Below are 20,200 nucleotides of genomic sequence, written 5' to 3'. Positions count from 1 at the left end.
TATCTAGCTTTATAACTAAATCAAGTTGTTTGCAGTGATTTGAACCACAACACCAACTGTTTGGGTGTTGTATAGTCAAGCCTCACGAGCAATTAGTATTGGTCAGCTTCACATATCACTATGCTTCCACATCCAACCTATCAACGTCGTAGTCTTCAACGGCTCTTTAGAGGACATAAAGTCCTAGGGAAATCTTATCTTGAGGTAGGCTTCCCGCTTAGATGCTTTCAGCGGTTATCCCTTCCGAACATAGCTACCCGGCGATGCGACTGGCGTCACAACCGGTACACCAGAGGTTCGTCCACTCTGGTCCTCTCGTACTAGGAGCAGATCCTCTCAAATTTCCAACGCCCACGGTAGATAGGGACCGAACTGTCTCACGACGTTCTAAACCCAGCTCGCGTACCTCTTTAAATGGCGAACAGCCATACCCTTGGGACCTGCTTCAGCCCCAGGATGAGATGAGCCGACATCGAGGTGCCAAACACCGCCGTCGATATGAACTCTTGGGCGGTATCAGCCTGTTATCCCCAGAGTACCTTTTATCCGTTGAGCGATGGCCCTTCCATACAGAACCACCGGATCACTAAGACCTACTTTCGTACCTGCTCGACTTGTGGGTCTCGCAGTTAAGCGCGCTTTTGCCTTTATACTCTACGCGTGATTTCCGACCACGCTGAGCGCACCTTCGTACTCCTCCGTTACTCTTTAGGAGGAGACCGCCCCAGTCAAACTACCCACCAGACATGGTCCTCGTCCCGGATAACGGGACAGAGTTAGAACCTCAATATTACCAGGGTGGTATTTCAAGATTGGCTCCACCGAAACTAGCGTCTCGGTTTCAAAGCCTCCCACCTATCCTACACAAGTAAGATCAAAGTTCAATGTCAAGCTGCAGTAAAGGTTCACGGGGTCTTTCCGTCTAGCCGCGGGTACACCGCATCTTCACGGCGAATTCGATTTCACTGAGTCTCTGCTGGAGACAGCGCCCCCATCATTATGCCATTCGTGCAGGTCGGAACTTACCCGACAAGGAATTTCGCTACCTTAGGACCGTTATAGTTACGGCCGCCGTTTACTGGGGCTTCGATCAAGAGCTTCGCTTACGCTAACCCCATCAATTAACCTTCCAGCACCGGGCAGGCATCACACCCTATACGTCCACTTTCGTGTTTGCAGAGTGCTATGTTTTTAATAAACAGTTGCAGGGGCCTGGTTTCTGTGGCTGCCAATAGCTCAAGGAGTAAATCCTATCACCGTCGGCAGCGTACCTTCTCCCGAAGTTACGGTACCATTTTGCCTAGTTCCTTCAGCAGAGTTCTCTCAAGCGCTTTGGTCTACTCGACCTGACCACCTGTGTCGGTTTCGGGTACGATTCCTATGTAACTGAAGCTTAGAGACTTTTCCTGGAAGCATGGTATCAGCCACTTCACTGTACAAGTACAGCTTGCTATCAGTTCTCAGCATAGAGTACCCCGGATTTGCCTAAGATACATGCCTACAACCTTCCACCTGGACAACCAACGCCAGGCTGACTTAACCTTCTCCGTCCTCTCATCGCATTACATAGAAGTATTGGAATATTAACCAATTTCCCATCGACTACGCCTCTCGGCCTCGCCTTAGGGGTCGACTCACCCAGCCCCGATTAACGTTGGACTGGAACCCTTGGTCTTTCAGCGTGCGAGTTTTTCACTCGCATTGTCGTTACTCACGTCAGCATTCGCACTTCTGATACCTCCAGCATACTTCTCAATACACCTTCATCGGCTTACAGAACGCTCCCCTACCACTTGCAATAAATTGCAAATCCGCAGCTTCGGCATATAGTTTTAGCCCCGTTACATCTTCCGCGCAGGCCGACTCGACTAGTGAGCTATTACGCTTTCTTTAAAGGGTGGCTGCTTCTAAGCCAACCTCCTAGCTGTCTATGCCTTCCCACATCGTTTCCCACTTAACTATAATTTTGGGGCCTTAGCTGGCGGTCTGGATTGTTTTCCTCTTGACTACGGACGTTAGCACCCGCAGTCTGTCTCCCGGATAGTACTCATTGGTATTCGGAGTTTGCATCGGTTTGGTAAGTCGGGATGACCCCCTAGCCGAAACAGTGCTCTACCCCCAATGGTATTCGTCCGAGGCGCTACCTAAATAGCTTTCGGGGAGAACCAGCTATCACCGAGTTTGATTAGCCTTTCACCCCTATCCACAAGTCATCCCCTGGCTTTTCAACGACAGTGGGTTCGGTCCTCCAGTTAGTGTTACCCAACCTTCAACCTGCTCATGGATAGATCACCCGGTTTCGGGTCTACACCCAGCAACTAAACGCCCTATTAAGACTCGATTTCTCTACGGCTCCCCTATGCGGTTAACCTTGCTACTGAATGTAAGTCGCTGACCCATTATACAAAAGGTACGCAGTCACCGAACAAGTCGGCTCCCACTGCTTGTATGCATGCGGTTTCAGGATCTATTTCACTCCCCTCACAGGGGTTCTTTTCGCCTTTCCCTCACGGTACTGGTTCACTATCGGTCAGTCAGGAGTATTTAGCCTTGGAGGATGGTCCCCCCATATTCAGACAAGGTTTCACGTGCCCCGCCCTACTCGACATCATCATATAAGCCCTTTCGTGTACAGGACTATCACCCACTATGGTTGCACTTCCCAGAGCATTCCACTAGAACTTATATGACTTAATGGGCTTTTCCCCGTTCGCTCGCCGCTACTGAGGGAATCTCAATTGATTTCTTTTCCTAAGGGTACTGAGATGTTTCACTTCCCCTCGTTCGCCTCGTATGACTATGTATTCATCATACGATACCTGCCTTATGACAGGTGGGTTTCCCCATTCAGAAATCTCCGGATCACAGGATATTTGCCGCCTCCCCGGAGCTTATCGCAGGCTATTACGTCTTTCATCGCCTCTGACTGCCAAGGCATCCACCACATGCACTTAATTACTTGACTATACAACCCCAAACAGTCGATCGTTCCTACAAGTGAGAACGTTCAACATTACAGTTTGAAGTACTGTGCACTTAAGCACCGTACAGCTTCAATTCAATTCACATACCAAAACGCTTGATTCAGTTAATTTCGCTAGTAACTCATTTCATTCAACGTTAACAATTGCTTGTTAAGTTAACTAAAACGAGTATGAACAAATTATTTCAACTCAAATATATTCTGTTAATGATTTTTCCAGCCTTCGTCAGGTCAGGAAACTGTGATAAATCACAGAAGTTAATAAGTTATCTACTTACTAATTTCTGTAATCCAACCTATCTGCGCGAAGCATAGCTTCTTGCTTAAATTTCAAGGAAAAGCATGCTTTTCTTGTCTTGAAATTTGGTGGAGACTAGGAGAGTCGAACTCCTGACCTCCTGCGTGCAAAGCAGGCGCTCTACCAACTAAGCTAAGTCCCCAGCTTATCAATAAGTCAATGTCTCTGCTTTTCTGTATTCAGCATTTAATAATGCTTGTTAGTCAGATTTGGTGGGTCTGACAAGACTTGAACTTGTGACCCCACGCTTATCAAGCGTGTGCTCTAACCAACTGAGCTACAGACCCTCAGATACATCGTCATGAAGAACAACTTGTTGTGGATTCTTACCAATCGTCAATCTTTCGTTAAGGAGGTGATCCAGCCGCAGGTTCCCCTACGGCTACCTTGTTACGACTTCACCCCAGTCATCGGCCACACCGTGGTAAGCGTCCTCCTTGCGGTTAGACTACCTACTTCTGGTGCAACAAATTCCCATGGTGTGACGGGCGGTGTGTACAAGGCCCGGGAACGTATTCACCGCGGCATTCTGATCCGCGATTACTAGCGATTCCGACTTCATGGAGTCGAGTTGCAGACTCCAATCCGGACTACGATCGGCTTTTTGAGATTAGCATCCTATCGCTAGGTAGCAACCCTTTGTACCGACCATTGTAGCACGTGTGTAGCCCTGGTCGTAAGGGCCATGATGACTTGACGTCGTCCCCGCCTTCCTCCAGTTTGTCACTGGCAGTATCCTTAAAGTTCCCGGCTTAACCCGCTGGCAAATAAGGAAAAGGGTTGCGCTCGTTGCGGGACTTAACCCAACATCTCACGACACGAGCTGACGACAGCCATGCAGCACCTGTATGTAAGTTCCCGAAGGCACCAATCCATCTCTGGAAAGTTCTTACTATGTCAAGACCAGGTAAGGTTCTTCGCGTTGCATCGAATTAAACCACATGCTCCACCGCTTGTGCGGGCCCCCGTCAATTCATTTGAGTTTTAGTCTTGCGACCGTACTCCCCAGGCGGTCTACTTATCGCGTTAGCTGCGCCACTAAAGCCTCAAAGGCCCCAACGGCTAGTAGACATCGTTTACGGCATGGACTACCAGGGTATCTAATCCTGTTTGCTCCCCATGCTTTCGTACCTCAGCGTCAGTATTAGGCCAGATGGCTGCCTTCGCCATCGGTATTCCTCCAGATCTCTACGCATTTCACCGCTACACCTGGAATTCTACCATCCTCTCCCATACTCTAGCTTCCCAGTATCGAATGCAATTCCTAAGTTAAGCTCAGGGATTTCACATCCGACTTAAAAAGCCGCCTACGCACGCTTTACGCCCAGTAAATCCGATTAACGCTCGCACCCTCTGTATTACCGCGGCTGCTGGCACAGAGTTAGCCGGTGCTTATTCTGCGAGTAACGTCCACTATCCAAGAGTATTAATCTCGGTAGCCTCCTCCTCGCTTAAAGTGCTTTACAACCAAAAGGCCTTCTTCACACACGCGGCATGGCTGGATCAGGCTTTCGCCCATTGTCCAATATTCCCCACTGCTGCCTCCCGTAGGAGTCTGGGCCGTGTCTCAGTCCCAGTGTGGCGGATCATCCTCTCAGACCCGCTACAGATCGTCGCCTTGGTAGGCCTTTACCCCACCAACTAGCTAATCTGACTTAGGCTCATCTATTAGCGCAAGGTCCGAAGATCCCCTGCTTTCCCCCGTAGGGCGTATGCGGTATTAGCATTCCTTTCGGAATGTTGTCCCCCACTAATAGGCAGATTCCTAAGCATTACTCACCCGTCCGCCGCTAGGAAATGTAGCAAGCTACATCTCCCCGCTCGACTTGCATGTGTTAAGCCTGCCGCCAGCGTTCAATCTGAGCCATGATCAAACTCTTCAGTTAAAAATCATTAGTAGCTTATGGCTACAAATCTTGGCTCATCAATTTTCTGACAAATATTTCTCAAATAAACTTCGAGTAATTTTTACCTTCAATCAATGAAATATTTTCGATCGATCAATCAGTAAAAATCCACACAAGTTGTTCTTCATAATCTCTTAATGATCTTTCTAACACCTCGTCAGTGCTAGAAGCTGGACTCAATATACTTAACAACTCAGCACTTCGTGCTTCGTTCGTTTCCGTCTATCTCGTCGGTATGGGGTGCATTCTAGAGGATTTCTAAAGCTTTGCAACCCCCAAATTCACTTATTTGAAACGGGCGTTGGTTTTTTCTACAAAATTTAAGAAAAACCGTATTTTTCATCTATTTTTTGATCATATTTATCATTTTTTCTCTTATTTCTTTCAATATGAGCCTTTCATTTCCAATCTTTAAAAGTCTTTTAAGCTTAAAATTTAAGCCTTAACATTTATTTTTTCTTTAGGATGAGTCTTATCAATCTTCTAATAACGTTTTCAGACTTAAAATCACTCTGTATTTCTTTCATCTCTGTATTTTTGATAAATCATCTTTCTAAAGACGTAGTTCTTTTATATTTAATACGCGCCTAAGCTGAAAAACTGCCACATCGCTATAAAAGCACCTAATATTTAGTAAGAATGGAATGCTTAGTCTGTTTTTATTTCATTCGCGTAATAGCAAAGCCCTCTTCTATCTATACCATGGTCAAGATAATTCAAGACAGAGCTGAAATAACAGCCACGATAAAGCTTGATGATACGAAGCATCTGGATATAAGTAGAAAACGCAGTGCTATATACCTGTAAAGCTGATGACCAGCTTTATTTAAGAGCCTGTTGCACCTAACTTTTATGACAGCTTGTTATTTGTCTGCGAGAAAATGATTTTAAAAACTAAATTTTTGCTAATAAAAAAGGAAGAGATCTCTCCCAAAACCTCTTCCTCGGAGTTAGATCGTTATCTGATCCATAGATGTCATTATTATAGTTATCTTAAAAAAAGTCCCTTGGGGAAGAGACTTGAAAACTGTGGAGAGTTATTCTTATTGACCCTTCTAGCGATGTTTAAAACATCGACTAGACGTTAAAATCTTATACACACTCATTTTAAATTGCAATATTTTTGGAAAAAATTAAGTATTGTTTTTATAAGGTTTTTTTTGAATTTGCTTATTTGATTTTTTTATAAAGATTAAAAAGCAAAAAGCAGACCGAAGCCTGCTTTTATATCAATAACTTAAAGTATATATGTGTACTGACTTAGTCTGTAAAAGTGACTTTCGCAATGGCTTTTTTACCCGACTGGATAATTAAAGTGACATTTTCTTTAACAGAGAAACTCATATCGACCACGTTCCAATCGACTTTGACCGCACCACGAGCCACGGCATCTTTTGCTGCTGCTGCATTTGGGTTTAAGCCCGCTACGCGAAGAATCGTTGCAATAAACAACTCGCCACCAAATTCAGCGCGTGAAATCGTCACTTCAGGTGTCCCTTCGGGTAGTTCACCCACAGTAATCAGATTACCCGCACCTTTATGTGCATTTTCTGCAGCTTCTGCACCGTGGAAACGTTCTACCAACTCAAGGGCTAGAATTTTCTTCACTTCTTGTGGATTACGCCCTTCAGCAATTTCGTTTAGCAGGACTTTAATGTCTTCAACGGATTTAAAGCTGAGTAAATCGAAATAGCGTTCAATTAAAGCATCTGGCATCGAAAGAACTTTTTGATACATCGCCCCTGGTGCATCAAATACCCCAATATAGTTACCCAAAGACTTAGACATTTTGTTAACACCGTCTAAACCTTCAAGGATTGGCACTGTAATGCAGACTTGCGCTTCTTGGTCATAACGACCCTGAAGTGTACGCCCCATCAATAAGTTAAAGGTTTGGTCTGTGCCACCTAACTCAACATCCGCCTCAAGGGCAATCGAGTCATAACCTTGAACCAATGGATATAAAAACTCATGAATTGCGATTGGTTGATGGTTGTTATAACGCTTGGTGAAGTCATCACGCTCAAGCATACGAGCAACCGTTTGCTGTGAGGCCAACTGAATTAAATCAGCCGCTGTTTTGGTTGCAAACCATTCTGAGTTAAAACGCACTTTGGTTTTATTTGGATCAAGAATTTTAAACACCTGTTCTTGATACGTTTTTGCATTTTCAAGCACTTGCTCACGCGACAATGGTGGGCGTGTTGCACTTTTTCCAGTCGGGTCACCGATCATCGCGGTATAGTCCCCAATCAAGAAGGTCACGTCATGACCCAAGTCTTGGAAAGTTTTCAGTTTATTAATTAAAACCGTATGCCCCAAGTGCAAGTCAGGCGCAGTCGGGTCAAAGCCCGCTTTAATTTTTAAAGGACGATTTTCTTTTAATTTCTTCAGAAGATCTTCTTCAGAAATAATTTCATGCGTGCCTCGTTGAATGAGAGCAAGTTGTTCTTCAGCCGGCAGGAAATTTGACATCACAAAACCCAAACACATCAGTTATTCAATTTGTGCGATATACTAACACTTTTTCAGCACATTGCAGGCTTTAGAATAATCATGACAGCGATCTATATTGGGGTAATGACCGGCACCAGCATGGATGGTGTTGATATTGTTGCTGCTTCTTTTGATCCATTGCAGCTTCACGCCACCCTCACTCTTTCTTTCGACCCAGATTTACGCGATGAACTGATGGCACTCACTTTGCCCGGTGACAACGAAATCGACCGTATGGGCAAGGCAGATGTGGCTTTAGCAAAGATGATTGGCGAAGGCATCAATCAGCTGATTGAACAAAGTCATTTAGATCGTAGTCAAATCAAAGCGATTGGCTCACATGGACAAACTATTCGCCACCGCCCAGAGCATGGCTTTACCCTGCAAATTGGTGACCCAAACATCATCACTGAAATCACCCAAATTCCTGTGATTTCAGATTTTCGACGTCGTGATATGGCCGCAGGTGGACAAGGTGCCCCGCTGGTTCCTGCGTTTCACCAAGATATGTTCCAACATGAAAGCATTCATCGCGTCATCTTAAACCTAGGTGGCATCGCCAATGTCAGCATGTTGCCCGCAGGCCAACCTGATCAGGTCTACGGTTTTGATACAGGCCCAGCCAACATTTTAATGGATGCTTGGTGTGAACGCTTTACTGGACAGCCCTATGATGAAAATGGCAATTGGGCAGCTTACGGCCATCCGATTCGCAGCCTGCTCGATCGGCTCCAAGCACATGAGTATTTTTCCAAAGAACCACCGAAAAGTACTGGTCGTGAAGACTTCAACCTCGAATGGTTAGATGAACAAATTGCCGACTGGCGCAATGACCTTGAATATGACGAGCTTGAAGACAGTCCTGAAAATGTTCAAGCCACCTTAATGAAGCTCACCACACGCGCCATTAAAAAAGCCATCTATCGCTCCGATATGGATACCGGTGAAGTCTACGTCTGCGGCGGTGGTGCGTATAACTCGCATCTTTTAGAACAATTACGCTGGCGCTTACGTAAACACAATTGGTCTGTACAAACCACCTCCGCGATTGGCTTAGCTCCAACGTGGGTAGAAGCGACCGCCTTTGCTTGGTTGGCTATGCGCTTTATCCATCAACTCAGCGGCAACTTACCGACAGTGACAGGCGCACAGGGCGACCGTATTCTAGGGACAATTACCGCAGTTTAAACATCACAGTGCTTCTGAACTTTTAGTCGTAACCAGTGCAAATCAAAAAAGCCAGTCAGGTGAATAACCGACTGGCTTTTTCTTTAATTTATATCAACGATTTTTTTTGCTGTTAATGTTAACGCATCATCAACTTGGCATTTTCCTGACGAAAGGCTTTTAAAATTTGCTGTCCCGCTCGCCCCGTCGGACTTAAGCCTAAACGAATTTGCTCCTGACGAATCGCTTGACGAGTTTTATCACCAATCAAACCATCCACCGCGCCAATATCATAGCCACGATTCAGTAAAAACTGCTGAATTTCACGACGTTCAGAACGTGAGGTGCCTGCATCATCGGTTGGCCAAGTTGTACTAAACCCGCCTTGCCCTTGTAAGCGGTCTGACAAATGCGCAATCGCTAATGCATAACTTTCTGCAGCGTTATAACTATAGATTGCATCAAAGTTTTTAAACACTAAAAATAGTGGACCATTTTCGCCAGCGGGCGCCATCAGCCCCGCTTGCGAACTAGAGGATAAATTGCCTTGAATTAACGCTGAGCCATCTGCGCGTACCACACCATTTTGCATCCAGTAAGATAAGGACTTCTTATTACGACGACTTTCGCCACTCAGAGAGATCGCTTGCGGATTTTTTACTTCAAATCCCCAAGGTTGCCCTGTTTGCCAGCCGCGTTTTTTGAGGAAATTGGCTGTTGATGCCAAAGCATCTGTGGTACTCGACACCAAATCACGGCGTCCATCACCATCAAAATCGACCGCCAGCTCTTCATACGTCGATGGCATAAACTGGGTATGACCAAACGCACCCGCCCACGAACCTTTCAGTTGCGACTCAGTTAAATCGCCACGCTGTAAAATACGCATCGCGGCAAAAAACTCACCACGGAAATAGCTTTGGCGACGCCCCTCACAACTCAATGTGCCTAGCGCTTGTAATAACGGATATTTACCTGAAATATCACCAAAATTACTTTCAACACCCCACACGGCAACCACAGTCTCCGCAGGCACACCATACGCGGCCGCAACACGATTTAACACTTCCCGATGCTGCGCCAATTTTTGCTGACCCACCGCAACACGCTCATCATCCACCAATCCTGACAAATAATCCCAAATAGGCGTGGAAAATTCAGGTTGGTAATTTAATTTTTCAATCACAGAATAATCAGGCGCTAAATTTTGCGTGTAGCGATCATAAGTGGACGCAGACACACCATTCGCCATCGCTTGGCTTTTTAAATTGGCAATACAGCTTTGAAATGAATTCTGAGGACTATAATCGGAAGTTGCGACATTTGAACTGCCTGTAACTTTTTGACCATTAATAATGAGCTCAGCATTCGCCTGAGTCGCCGCTAAAAAAAATGAACCTAAAAGAAAAGCAAAACGGTGCATAAAATCCCTAATGATTCTTTATCTCTAAATTATGCTTTTTACCTTAACACTTTCGATTTCACTTTTCTGAATCAAAACGTAAATGAATATTCATTCTGGTTTAAATTCAAAACCACCTTTTAAATTTAAAACCACTTATCCACAGCACCCACATCTCAACTTTTGAATTCAAAAGCAATCCCTGACTCAACAAGTACTTTAAATTCAATCATCTTGTTTTAAATTCATTTATCCACAAGTTTTATTTAACATTAATAATCAACAATATAAAGAAAATAAACCATCACAACTAAAGCTCAATATTTTTAAATTCAAAACTTTAAATTCATCTCGCAGACTTTAAATTTATTGTTTTGAATTTAAATTCAAACAACATCAAAACATTTAAATTCATTTTAAATTTAAAACTCACTTTTGAATTCAAAATTTTACTTCTATTTTTTAAATTCAAAATAGACTTAAAAAGATATCCACACACCCAAGTTGATAGAGATCTCTGCTATTTCAGCATTTTTTAGGTGAACATCAGTGTCACATTCAATTGTGGGCTCTGTTTTAAACGTGCTTCTCCACACAAAACTCGCTTTATTTTTGCTTTCAGTTTATTTTTCTATGCGCTAATTTTATTTAAACGGATAAAAAACACGCAATTTATTTTAATTTTGATCCGATTAACGGTCACTTTTTTCAAAGAGGCGCAATCATGCCTGAATGAGTCCAAATAAAAAAGCGACCACTCTTGTGATCGCTTTTTTTAACAACAACTGAAGCTTTAGATGGTCATATCTTCGCTCAGTGCCAATGGATTCGGTAAAATTTTCGCCAACTGACGACATAGCGTCGTGAGTTGAGCGGTATCATTCGGCATTAAAGTCAGGTGACCAATCTTACGACCTTCACGTTCTTCCTTATTATAAAGATGTAGATGTACACCTTCTAAGGCCAAGACTTGTTCAGACTGTGGATACTGACCAATAATATTGATCATGACCGTAGGGCGAACTACTTCTGTTGAACCCAAGGGTAAGCCTGCGACTGCACGAATATGGTTTTCAAACTGAGAGCATACTGCGCCTTCAATCGACCAGTGTCCTGAGTTATGCACACGTGGCGCCATTTCATTGGCATACAAACCTTTGTCTGTGACAAACAGTTCTAAGGTCAACACGCCAACATAATTCAAATGATTCAATAGGCGAGTGATATAGTCTTGTGCAACGGGTTGTAAGTCCGCACTATTCGGTGCAGGGACAATCGAATGCGACAAAATACCATGATGATGATGGTTTTCAGCCAATGGCCAGGTTTTCACATCGCCATTTTGACCACGTACCGCAATGATCGAAACTTCACGCGAGAAGGTCACAAAGCTTTCTGCAATTAAACTTCCAGCAGGGCCTAATTCAGCCCATGCTTGTTCAATTTGTTGTTCAGAACGCAATACAAACTGACCTTTGCCATCATAGCCACCTGTGGCTGTCTTCAGCACAATCGGTAAACCCAGCTCAGCAACTGCAGCGCTTAAACTTTCTAGAGAATCTACCGCTTTATAAGGCGCAACAGGAATCTCAAGCTCATCAAATAACGCTTTTTCAGACAAGCGATGCTGTGCAATGGCTAAAGCCTGACGCGGCGGATGCATATCTTTTTGCTTGGTCAAAACATCAACATCGGACAAAGGCGTATTTTCAAACTCAAGGCTGAAGACATCGGCACTAGCAATAAAGTCTTGTAAACCATTTTCAGTTTTGCTTGAAATGACAGTTCCTAAAGCCGCTGAAGGGCTGTCTGTACTCACATCAAAGAACGTACATTGAATATTCAGTGGCAAAGCCGCTTGCGCCATCATGCGACCCAGCTGCCCACCACCAAAAATACCGATGGTTTTATTCATGAGGAATGCCCCGTATTAAGCTTGGCCTGGAATATTGTTGCTTGCGACTTTGTCGGTTTGTGCAGCACGGAAATCGGCTACATTTTTCGCAATTTCAGGACGTGTCAGACCTAAAATTTGTGCTGCCATAATCGCGGCATTGGTTGCGCCTGCTGGACCAATCGCTAAGGTACCCACTGCAATACCTGCTGGCATTTGTACAATCGATAACAGTGAATCGACACCGTTTAAAATCGAAGACTTCACTGGCACACCAAATACAGGCAAATCAGTTTTCGCCGCACACATTCCCGGTAAATGCGCCGCACCGCCTGCACCCGCAATAATCACTTGAATACCACGGTCACGTGCTTGCTCTGCATATTCAAAAAGACGATCTGGCGTACGGTGCGCAGACACAACTTCCGCTTCAAATGGGACACCAAGTTGCTTAAGCATATTGGCAGTGTGTTCGAGAGTGGCCCAATCTGATTGAGAACCCATGATAATTCCAACGAGAGGAGTGTCTTGTGAAGCGGCCGCATTCATTGCAATGTTTCCAGAGATAGTTAAGAGAGATAAATCTCGACTAGCGCCAAGCTTTAATAAGAGCCCCGTATTATAGACTGATTTTTCAGCTCTCCAAAATTTAACCGTGCAACTAAATGCAGATTTTTCTTGTTTTCTTATCTCTTAGCAGAAAACTTAAATAAAAAGAGGACTGTAGCCTCATTTTTTGATTTATTGGCTGCGAAAAACAAAATACACACAACCAAATAAACACAGTCCGGCCCACAAATAATCGAGCTTAAAAGGCTGTTTAAATAAGAAAAGCATAAACGGTACAAAAACCAAGAGCGTCACCACTTCTTGAGTAATTTTCATTTCGCCCATTGACCAGCCTTGCTGTGACAGCATACGGGTCGCAGGAATCATAAAACTGTATTCCACCAAAGCGATGAACCAGCTAAATAAAATGGCTTGCCAAAGCGGCACACCCGGTAAAAATTTTAAATGTCCATACCATGCAAGTGTCATAAAACAGTTGGCAATAATCAATAAAATAAAGGGCAGGGACATGAAGCAAGATCGCCGAATTTAGGAGCATTTTATTCTACTTTTTTTGCGAGGAAATTCAGCAAATATTGCACTTTTTAGCCGACTTTTTTACAAAATAAAAGCGTTGTTCAAGCCGCAGAATAATTAAACGATTAGATACAAGAATCACTATCTTTTCGCTAAGCGCCTTGCTATGGTTGCTTTCACATCGAATTAATCACGACAACAGCACCAACAATACGTGATGTGTCTATAAAAGCAGTGGAGTGAGGCGGAATGCATCTGCATATTTTGGGTATTTGTGGCACCTTTATGGGGTCTTTAGCGCTTTTAGCACGTGATCTTGGCCATACAGTGACGGGTTCGGATCTAAACGTTTATCCTCCCATGTCCACCCAGCTCGAAAATGCAGGCATTACCTTAATGCAAGGTTATGACCGCAGTCATTTACAACCGCATCCTGATTTAGTCATCGTCGGCAATGCGATGAAACGCGGGATTGATGCCGTTGAATACATGCTCAATGAAGGCTTGCCGTATATTTCAGGCCCACAATTTTTGGCCGATCATGTGCTCCAAGGCAAACACGTACTTGGCGTAGCAGGAACCCATGGTAAAACCACCACCACCACCATGTTGGCTTGGGTGTTGGATCAGGCGGGTTTAGAGCCAGGTTTCCTGATTGGCGGTGTACCTTTAGGTTTCTCTGAAAGTGCGCGTTTAGGTGGTGGTAAATATTTCTGTGTCGAAGCCGATGAATATGATTCTGCCTTTTTCGACAAACGTTCGAAGTTCGTGCATTACCACCCAAAAACAGCCATTTTAAATAACCTTGAATTTGACCATGCCGATATTTTTGATGATCTAGCAGCGATTCAAAAACAATTCCATCACTTGGTTCGTACCATTCCAAGTGAGGGTTGTATCATTGCTCCAATTACTGAAACCAATATTGATGAAGTTTTAGAGCAGGGCTGTTGGACACCTGTGGTGCGTACCTCTTTAGAGGCCCACGACAAGTCTGAATTGTATGCCGAACAACTCAGTGCTGATGGTTCACACTTTAAAGTACTCCAACACGGCGTGGTGAAAGGCATCGTGCAATGGAACATGACAGGGCAGCACAGCGTGGCCAATGCTTTGGCAACTATCGCTGCGGCTGAACATGTCGGCGTAAGCATTGAAACAGCGTGCGAAGCACTGTCTAACTTTGGCGGCGTGAAGCGCCGTATGGAGCTTTTAGGTACAGTACGTGGCGTTGAAGTGTATGATGACTTTGCTCATCACCCAACCGCAATTGATACGACGCTAGAAGGTGCACGTAAGCGTCTAGGCGAACGTAAGTTGTGGGCAATTATTGAACCTCGTTCAAATACCATGCGCATGGGAAGCCATAAAGATGGACTCGCACACTCTGCACGTTTGGCCGATGAAGTGATTTGGTATCAACCAGAAGGTTTAGACTGGGACTTACAACCTGTCATTGCGGCTGCGCCCAACAAGGCTGTGGTTGCACGTACGTTGAATGACATTATCCATACCATTGTCAGTGAAGCAGGCGAGGGCGATGCAGTTGTGATCATGTCCAATGGTGGCTTTGGTGGTTTACACCAAAAATTGATTAGCGCCTTGAACGCAGAATAATTTGTTCTCACTTAGACGAAAAAACCCGCATATGGCGGGTTTTTTTACAAGCATACCCAATTAAAGACCAGACATCGTACCCGTATATTCAAAGTCTTTTAGTTTTGACCAACCTTGAACCGTGTCTCCCAAGCGTTTGCTGAAATACATGATCGAAACCCACTGTTCTTGGCCATCATCATAGGTGCTATAAGCAGTGATATGGTCAGTTTTAATCATAAACAGATCTCTGATTTTACAAGCATTGCTCGGTGCTGAATGAAAATACACTCTGGTTGGAGCAATCACTTTCATGCCCCAACGTGGAATGATCTGGACTTCTTTTTGTTCTGCCTTTTCCTCAAGTTTTACACAATCTTCAGCATGCAATAAAGGGGCAACTGAACAGAATAGGGCAATAGATAAAAGCGTCTTCATATACTTTAATTTCACCATCATTCAGCGCTGCAAAACACAAAATAGAACTGTAATGGCAGCTATATCGATCTCATTTTAGCTTAACCTTTAGAATTGCGATGAATGTTGTGAACAATTAAGCCGCAACATCCTCAAAACTTTTCTCACGGCGAAACATCACATCGACATAAGAACAGGTCGGGATAATTTTCAGGTTTTTCTCACGTGAAAAATCAACCAGAGTATCCAACAGCAAACGCGCCACACCTTGACCCCGCAGTGAATCATCGACCCAAGTATGGTTGGCATCAATGGTTGTCTCGTCCCGCCAAATATAGCTAATTTCAGCAATGCGCTGACCGTCTGCATTATTTAAAAAAAACTCACCTTTTTGATCGCGATCTACATGTTGAAATTGCATAGCACACTCGTTGAATGGATTGATTTATCGTTCTCTATCTTAGTGGAATAAAACATCATGAATAGATGGATCTTTGTCGAATACCGATTTGGAAAAAGGGCACAAGGGTAAAATTTTCACGCCCTTATCACGGGCAAAGTTAACCAAAATATCCAATAACTGACGCCCCACATGTTGCCCACGGAGCAACTCACTGACCCAAGTGTGATCAATGATAAATTTATCGTCCCCAGCCCAACTATAGGTCATTTCCGCCACACGCTCGTTTTCTTGTTCAACAAAAACTTCGCCTTTACTACCTGTTTCTTGATGTTGAATTTTCATTATTATTCCTCTAGCTGATTATGCTGCTTTTTTAGCTTGCCACAAATTGAAGCAAAATTTTGTCTCATTTATATTTCATCTACAATTTTCTTTAATATTTGCTCAAACCATAAAAATATGCGATGCTTAGCTCACTTTTGGATCAAATCCAAAACCAAATTTATGTTGAACAAGGGGAGTAGCCTCCTCCAAACGTGAAAAATCAATGCCATGCATAACTTTCACGTGTCAGATTATCGTCATTACACTTTGCAAAAAGTCGGTATCTGAGCATTTTAGCGCACAAAATACATACGCTAAAATGTAGGCAAGACCTTGATCATGTTGTCACAGATGTTTTATTTCATCTGGCAGCAGGTCAAGGTTTTTTTGTGGCCGATTGCTGGATGTGGAGGATTTCATGGAATCTATCGGCAATTTATGGCTATACCTTGCTTTTTTCGGCATTGTTACCGTGATGCTACTGATCGACTTTTTAGGCTTTAAACAAAAAGAAGGTCAAGAAGTTAAAATCAAAACAGCCGCTTTATGGAGTATTGCGTGGGTTTCCGTCGCATCACTCTTTGGTGCAGGTCTCTGGCTGTATTTACAACAAACTGCAGGTGTCACTGTGGCCAATACCAAGGTCATGGAGTATTTTGCAGGTTATTTACTTGAAAAATCTTTAGCCGTCGACAACGTCTTTGTCTGGCTGATGATCTTTGCTGCTTTTGCCATCCCACCTGCATTACAACGCCAATTACTGCTTTACGGTGTCTTGGGCGCGATTATTCTACGTACCATCTTTATTTTTATTGGTGCGTGGTTCGTGCAAGAGTTCTCATGGATTCTGTATATCTTCGGTGCGTTCTTGGTGTATACGGGCTTCAAATTCTTCAAAGGGCAAAACGAAGAAGAAACCAATATCGAAGATATGGCGATCTTAAAATGGTTGCGTAAACATATGCGGATTACCCCGCAAATGCATGGCAATAAGTTCTTTGTCCGTCAAAACGGGATGTTGTGGGCAACGCCGCTGTTCTTGGTGTTAATTTTAGTTGAAGCATCGGATGTAATTTTCGCGGTGGATTCCATTCCTGCAATTTTCGCGGTGACCTCTGATCCATTTATTGTGTTGACTGCAAACTTAATGGCGATTTTGGGTCTACGTGCGATGTTTTTCTTGTTGTCTGGTGCAGCAACCAAGATGCATTATCTCCCGTATGGTTTAGGTATTATCTTGGTGTTTATCGGCTTTAAGATGCTCATGCTGGATGTGTTCCATATGCCAATTTGGATTTCACTGGGCTTTATTGTGTTGGTGCTGACCATTACTGCGATCTTGTCGATTCGATACAGTAAGAAACATCATCAAACCACCCTCTAATGTTTTAAAAAGCCTTCCTCTGTGAAGGCTTTTTTTATGACCAAATTTTAGTATGCACAAGACTTAATCCTATGATTTCCTGTGCAAATGTACTGTACTTTATGCAAACAGCTCCCTATGATAAGCGGGCTTAAAACCCTTGGTTTTACCTGTAAAAATAAAAGAACCCGAAGGTTGCTCATCCATGCGTACCAAAAAATTAACTCTTGTTGTGGTGCCAGTTTTACTCACGGCATGTAGCGGTTCCAAAACCCTACAACAGGATGTTTACAATAACCAATACAACTGCTACCAAGACTGGCATTTTGAACTGTGCGAACCTGCTAACGAAAATAGTGAATCGAGCTATAGTGGCTCTACTGGGGTTTATATAGGCCCACAATATTATAAGAACAACCGTAAAGTCCGTTACATGGGCCAAGTCTTGAAAGCTCGCGGACGTCATTCGACGGGTACACCTAGAATCTCGACTCACGTTTTTAGCCATGCCAAATCCCAACCCATTCGCGGAGGCTTCGGCCGTGGCGGGGGCTCATTCGGAGGTTAATACATGAAACGAGTTCTACTCCCTAAGCGAGCAAACTGGCAACAGGCGCATCAAGAGATTGGTTTTGACTACTACAACTTGCCGTCGCGGGATGGTTCAATGTATTGGTCAGAAGGGGTGGCTTATGAGTTTAGTCTCAAGCAAATTGAACAGCTAGAAGATGCCTCGAACGAATTACACCAGATGTGCCTTGAAGTGGCAGGGGATATGATTCAACGCGGTCATTATCCCGAATATTTTCAACTCCCCCCAGCAGCGATTCCTCTGATTGAGCACTCATGGAAAAACCAAGCGCCAATGCTGTATGGCCGTTTCGATTTTGCCTATGATGGTCAAGCCATCAAAATGCTGGAATACAATGCCGATACGCCAACGGGTTTACTCGAAGCCTCTGTTGCACAGTGGCATTGGATTGAACAAGTCAAAAATATTGCAAACCGTGATCAGTTCAACAGCATTCATGAAAATCTGATTGAGCGCTGGAAACAGCTCTATCCTGCGCGTAGCCGTGTCCATTTCGCAGCCTGTCAAGAAGCAGGGCGTGAAGATTGGGGCAATTTAGAATACCTCATGGATACCGCTTTTCAGGCAGGCTTAAATGTCAGCGAACTGTCGATGGAAAACATCGGTTGGAATGGCACAGCCTTTGTCGATTTGCATCAGCAAGAGATTCAGCATTTATTTAAGCTGTATCCGTGGGAATGGATTTGGGAAGAAAATTTTGCGCAGTTTCTCAAACCTGAAACCGAATGGATTGAACCATGTTGGAAAATGCTGCTCTCCAATAAAGCCCTATTGATCGAGCTATGGAAACGCTTTCCGAATCATCCATTGTTGTTAGAAACCCATGCTTATGATGCGCACGCCCACTATGCAGGGAAATGGGTGCGTAAGCCAATCTTAGCGCGCGAAGGCGCAAATATTCATATCTTACAAAACAATATCGATTGCGGCGCAGCCTCAGGTAGTTTTTACTTCGATGACTACGACAAATATGGTTATGTCATGCAGCGCTGGGTAAAAACTCCGTTGCATGAAGGCATGCTGCCCACCTTGGGACTTTGGATGGTTGGGGATGAATGTGCGGGGATGTCACTGCGTGAAGATGTGTTTGATGTGATTGGCAATGATGCACATTTTGCTGCGCATTATTTTGTGGAATAAAGTGGCTCTCTAAATCACATATTTAAAATAGATGTCCAAAGATTAGATTAATGCGGGTCTGTTCAGGCGTTTTAGTAGGAGCACCATCACTTTTAGATTATTTGTGGCGGAGTCTTATCTTTTTTAAGTTCGATACTGGGAGCTCAATTATTCTTTTGTTTCGCCAAATGAGAAGCGAAGCTTCGTAAGGACAGCATTTGTCCTCCGCAAAACCTGTTCACTTTCTATAATTAAAAAATTTGTGTTGCAAAAACAATCTATTCCAAACACTACGCAGGTTGCGGATGACGCTTCCGTGTATCAAATAAAGTTTAAATTGAAAAAGAAAATGCTTGTCAAATCTAAAACTGACAAGCATACATTCGAAGACAATATTTTTTTCAAGCTTAAATGGTATGCGCTTTAACCCGCTTCATATAAGACACCAAACGCGTAAAAAATAAGATTTGCAGGAAGATGGTAAACAGCGAAATAGTCCATTCATACCAATCATCAAACGCTGTACCTTCTAGATTAAAAGCAAAATAAAGCCCCAATAACACTGCGCCAAATACAAAACCAGCTACAGTGGTTTGTACCAAAATGGGAAAAGACAACGCTGTGATTCGACCTAAGAAATGCTCACCCTCATCGCCGCCATTGGCTTTATAAGCACTTTGAATCCCGATAAACATAATCAATAAAGTCAGAAGTCCCTCAACTCCAATCACACGGACATCACCATAGGGTGAATACATGCCGTAGTAATACACCACTGAAACCAATAAGGCGGTGACTAAGTAATAATTTTTATAATGCTTTTTATCGAGGGTATTGCTAGATAATTCATGTGCTAATGCTTTGGTATTCCAAAAATACATGCCGGTCATTGTCTCTTATTTTATCAATGCCGACACTGTACTGACTCAGCATTTAAAGATAAAGACTTTCTCAACAAAATTTTGCGAATAGATTGAATCATTTAAGCTCAAAGCTTGTGCTTATGGATTGCATAAAAAAATCATGATCTTATCGATGGCATGGATACATGTTTGGCCTTAAAACAGTTCAATTTTTAAGAAAATACTACTCCGGTCTTCCATTTAAAATCTTGCGTTCACAACACACACAAAAACTTCAGTAAATAGCCGTG

General features: G+C 43.6%; 14 protein-coding genes, 2 tRNA genes and 2 rRNA genes. 5 read left to right on the top strand and 13 right to left on the bottom strand.

The window, feature by feature from the left end:
• Window positions 1-71: 71 nt before the first annotated feature.
• The 5 genes from F946_RS00245 to tyrS form a co-directional block, all read right to left on the bottom strand.
• A 23S ribosomal RNA gene (locus tag F946_RS00245) occupies window positions 72-2,965 on the bottom strand.
• 382 nt (window positions 2,966-3,347) lie between these two features.
• A tRNA-Ala gene (locus F946_RS00240) sits at window positions 3,348-3,423 on the bottom strand.
• A 68-nt stretch (window positions 3,424-3,491) separates the two neighbouring features.
• Window positions 3,492-3,568: transfer RNA gene (locus F946_RS00235), tRNA-Ile, on the bottom strand.
• Between the two features lie 61 nt (window positions 3,569-3,629).
• Window positions 3,630-5,167: ribosomal RNA gene (locus F946_RS00230) — 16S ribosomal RNA — on the bottom strand.
• The 16S and 23S rRNA genes sit together here with 2 tRNA genes alongside, the layout of an rRNA operon.
• A 1,281-nt stretch (window positions 5,168-6,448) precedes the next feature.
• Entirely contained in the window at window positions 6,449-7,681 is a 1,233-nt protein-coding gene (gene tyrS / locus F946_RS00225; protein WP_004977770.1) for a tyrosine--tRNA ligase, read from the bottom strand.
• Window positions 7,682-7,744: 63 nt separating this feature from the next.
• Here tyrS and F946_RS00220 point away from each other — a divergent pair, with 63 nt between their 5' ends.
• Complete coding sequence (locus F946_RS00220) at window positions 7,745-8,872, top strand: anhydro-N-acetylmuramic acid kinase (protein WP_004977768.1); 1,128 nt, start codon at window positions 7,745-7,747, stop codon at window positions 8,870-8,872.
• Window positions 8,873-8,990: 118 nt separating this feature from the next.
• On the opposite strand, the gene F946_RS00215 is transcribed toward F946_RS00220, so the two are convergent.
• The 4 genes from F946_RS00215 to F946_RS00200 form a co-directional block, all read right to left on the bottom strand.
• Complete coding sequence (locus F946_RS00215; RefSeq protein ID WP_004977763.1) at window positions 8,991-10,274, bottom strand: lytic murein transglycosylase; 1,284 nt, start codon at window positions 10,272-10,274, stop codon at window positions 8,991-8,993.
• Between the two features lie 772 nt (window positions 10,275-11,046).
• The gene (locus tag F946_RS00210) at window positions 11,047-12,168 is read right to left on the bottom strand and encodes a 5-(carboxyamino)imidazole ribonucleotide synthase (RefSeq protein ID WP_004977761.1); all 1,122 of its coding nucleotides are present in this window, start codon (window positions 12,166-12,168) and stop codon (window positions 11,047-11,049) included.
• Between the two features lie 15 nt (window positions 12,169-12,183).
• A complete protein-coding gene (gene purE, locus F946_RS00205) occupies window positions 12,184-12,696 on the bottom strand; it encodes a 5-(carboxyamino)imidazole ribonucleotide mutase (protein ID WP_004977758.1) in 513 nt (170 codons plus the stop codon).
• A gap of 192 nt (window positions 12,697-12,888) precedes the next feature.
• The gene (locus F946_RS00200; protein WP_004977754.1) at window positions 12,889-13,227 is read right to left on the bottom strand and encodes a DMT family protein; all 339 of its coding nucleotides are present in this window, start codon (window positions 13,225-13,227) and stop codon (window positions 12,889-12,891) included.
• A 255-nt stretch (window positions 13,228-13,482) separates the two neighbouring features.
• Here F946_RS00200 and mpl point away from each other — a divergent pair, with 255 nt between their 5' ends.
• The gene (mpl, locus tag F946_RS00195; protein WP_004977752.1) at window positions 13,483-14,850 is read left to right on the top strand and encodes a UDP-N-acetylmuramate:L-alanyl-gamma-D-glutamyl-meso-diaminopimelate ligase; all 1,368 of its coding nucleotides are present in this window, start codon (window positions 13,483-13,485) and stop codon (window positions 14,848-14,850) included.
• A gap of 60 nt (window positions 14,851-14,910) precedes the next feature.
• Here the strand turns inward: mpl and F946_RS00190 are convergent, their stop codons facing one another.
• The 3 genes from F946_RS00190 to F946_RS00180 all read right to left on the bottom strand — a co-directional run bounded on the left by F946_RS00190 (window position 14,911) and on the right by F946_RS00180 (window position 15,991).
• Window positions 14,911-15,288: a hypothetical protein gene (locus F946_RS00190; protein WP_004977750.1), complete on the bottom strand. Its 378-nt coding sequence runs from the start codon at window positions 15,286-15,288 to the stop codon at window positions 14,911-14,913.
• A 94-nt stretch (window positions 15,289-15,382) separates the two neighbouring features.
• Window positions 15,383-15,667 (bottom strand): GNAT family N-acetyltransferase, encoded by a 285-nt coding sequence (locus F946_RS00185; protein WP_004697494.1) that lies wholly within the window; start codon window positions 15,665-15,667, stop codon window positions 15,383-15,385.
• Between the two features lie 39 nt (window positions 15,668-15,706).
• Complete coding sequence (locus F946_RS00180) at window positions 15,707-15,991, bottom strand: GNAT family N-acetyltransferase (protein ID WP_004977749.1); 285 nt, start codon at window positions 15,989-15,991, stop codon at window positions 15,707-15,709.
• A 400-nt stretch (window positions 15,992-16,391) separates the two neighbouring features.
• Here F946_RS00180 and F946_RS00175 point away from each other — a divergent pair, with 400 nt between their 5' ends.
• From F946_RS00175 to F946_RS00170, 3 genes are all read left to right on the top strand, one after another.
• A complete protein-coding gene (locus F946_RS00175) occupies window positions 16,392-17,357 on the top strand; it encodes a TerC family protein (protein WP_004697489.1) in 966 nt (321 codons plus the stop codon).
• 184 nt (window positions 17,358-17,541) lie between these two features.
• Complete coding sequence (locus tag F946_RS16920; protein WP_004977745.1) at window positions 17,542-17,904, top strand: hypothetical protein; 363 nt, start codon at window positions 17,542-17,544, stop codon at window positions 17,902-17,904.
• A gap of 3 nt (window positions 17,905-17,907) precedes the next feature.
• Window positions 17,908-19,068: a glutathionylspermidine synthase family protein gene (locus F946_RS00170; RefSeq protein WP_004977743.1), complete on the top strand. Its 1,161-nt coding sequence runs from the start codon at window positions 17,908-17,910 to the stop codon at window positions 19,066-19,068.
• 386 nt (window positions 19,069-19,454) lie between these two features.
• Here the strand turns inward: F946_RS00170 and F946_RS00165 are convergent, their stop codons facing one another.
• Window positions 19,455-19,928: a hypothetical protein gene (locus F946_RS00165; RefSeq protein ID WP_004977740.1), complete on the bottom strand. Its 474-nt coding sequence runs from the start codon at window positions 19,926-19,928 to the stop codon at window positions 19,455-19,457.
• Between the last annotated feature and the right edge of the window lie 272 nt (window positions 19,929-20,200).

Source organism: Acinetobacter johnsonii ANC 3681 (genome assembly GCF_000368805.1).
GTDB classification, from domain to species: domain Bacteria; phylum Pseudomonadota; class Gammaproteobacteria; order Pseudomonadales; family Moraxellaceae; genus Acinetobacter; species Acinetobacter johnsonii.
Note: the sequence above shows the minus strand (reverse complement) of the source record. Positions and strands in the feature narration are given on the sequence as shown.

Coding starts and splice junctions, on each gene's coding strand:
- F946_RS00165 (WP_004977740.1), bottom strand. CDS start 19,928: ATGTATTTTTGGAATACCAAAGCATTAGCACATGAATTATCTAGCAAT.
- F946_RS00215 (WP_004977763.1), bottom strand. CDS start 10,274: ATGCACCGTTTTGCTTTTCTTTTAGGTTCATTTTTTTTAGCGGCGACT.
- F946_RS00175 (WP_004697489.1), top strand. CDS start 16,392: ATGGAATCTATCGGCAATTTATGGCTATACCTTGCTTTTTTCGGCATT.
- tyrS (WP_004977770.1), bottom strand. CDS start 7,681: ATGTGTTTGGGTTTTGTGATGTCAAATTTCCTGCCGGCTGAAGAACAA.
- F946_RS16920 (WP_004977745.1), top strand. CDS start 17,542: ATGCGTACCAAAAAATTAACTCTTGTTGTGGTGCCAGTTTTACTCACG.
- F946_RS00185 (WP_004697494.1), bottom strand. CDS start 15,667: ATGCAATTTCAACATGTAGATCGCGATCAAAAAGGTGAGTTTTTTTTA.
- F946_RS00180 (WP_004977749.1), bottom strand. CDS start 15,991: ATGAAAATTCAACATCAAGAAACAGGTAGTAAAGGCGAAGTTTTTGTT.
- purE (WP_004977758.1), bottom strand. CDS start 12,696: ATGAATGCGGCCGCTTCACAAGACACTCCTCTCGTTGGAATTATCATG.
- mpl (WP_004977752.1), top strand. CDS start 13,483: ATGCATCTGCATATTTTGGGTATTTGTGGCACCTTTATGGGGTCTTTA.
- F946_RS00190 (WP_004977750.1), bottom strand. CDS start 15,288: ATGATGGTGAAATTAAAGTATATGAAGACGCTTTTATCTATTGCCCTA.
- F946_RS00170 (WP_004977743.1), top strand. CDS start 17,908: ATGAAACGAGTTCTACTCCCTAAGCGAGCAAACTGGCAACAGGCGCAT.
- F946_RS00200 (WP_004977754.1), bottom strand. CDS start 13,227: ATGTCCCTGCCCTTTATTTTATTGATTATTGCCAACTGTTTTATGACA.
- F946_RS00210 (WP_004977761.1), bottom strand. CDS start 12,168: ATGAATAAAACCATCGGTATTTTTGGTGGTGGGCAGCTGGGTCGCATG.
- F946_RS00220 (WP_004977768.1), top strand. CDS start 7,745: ATGACAGCGATCTATATTGGGGTAATGACCGGCACCAGCATGGATGGT.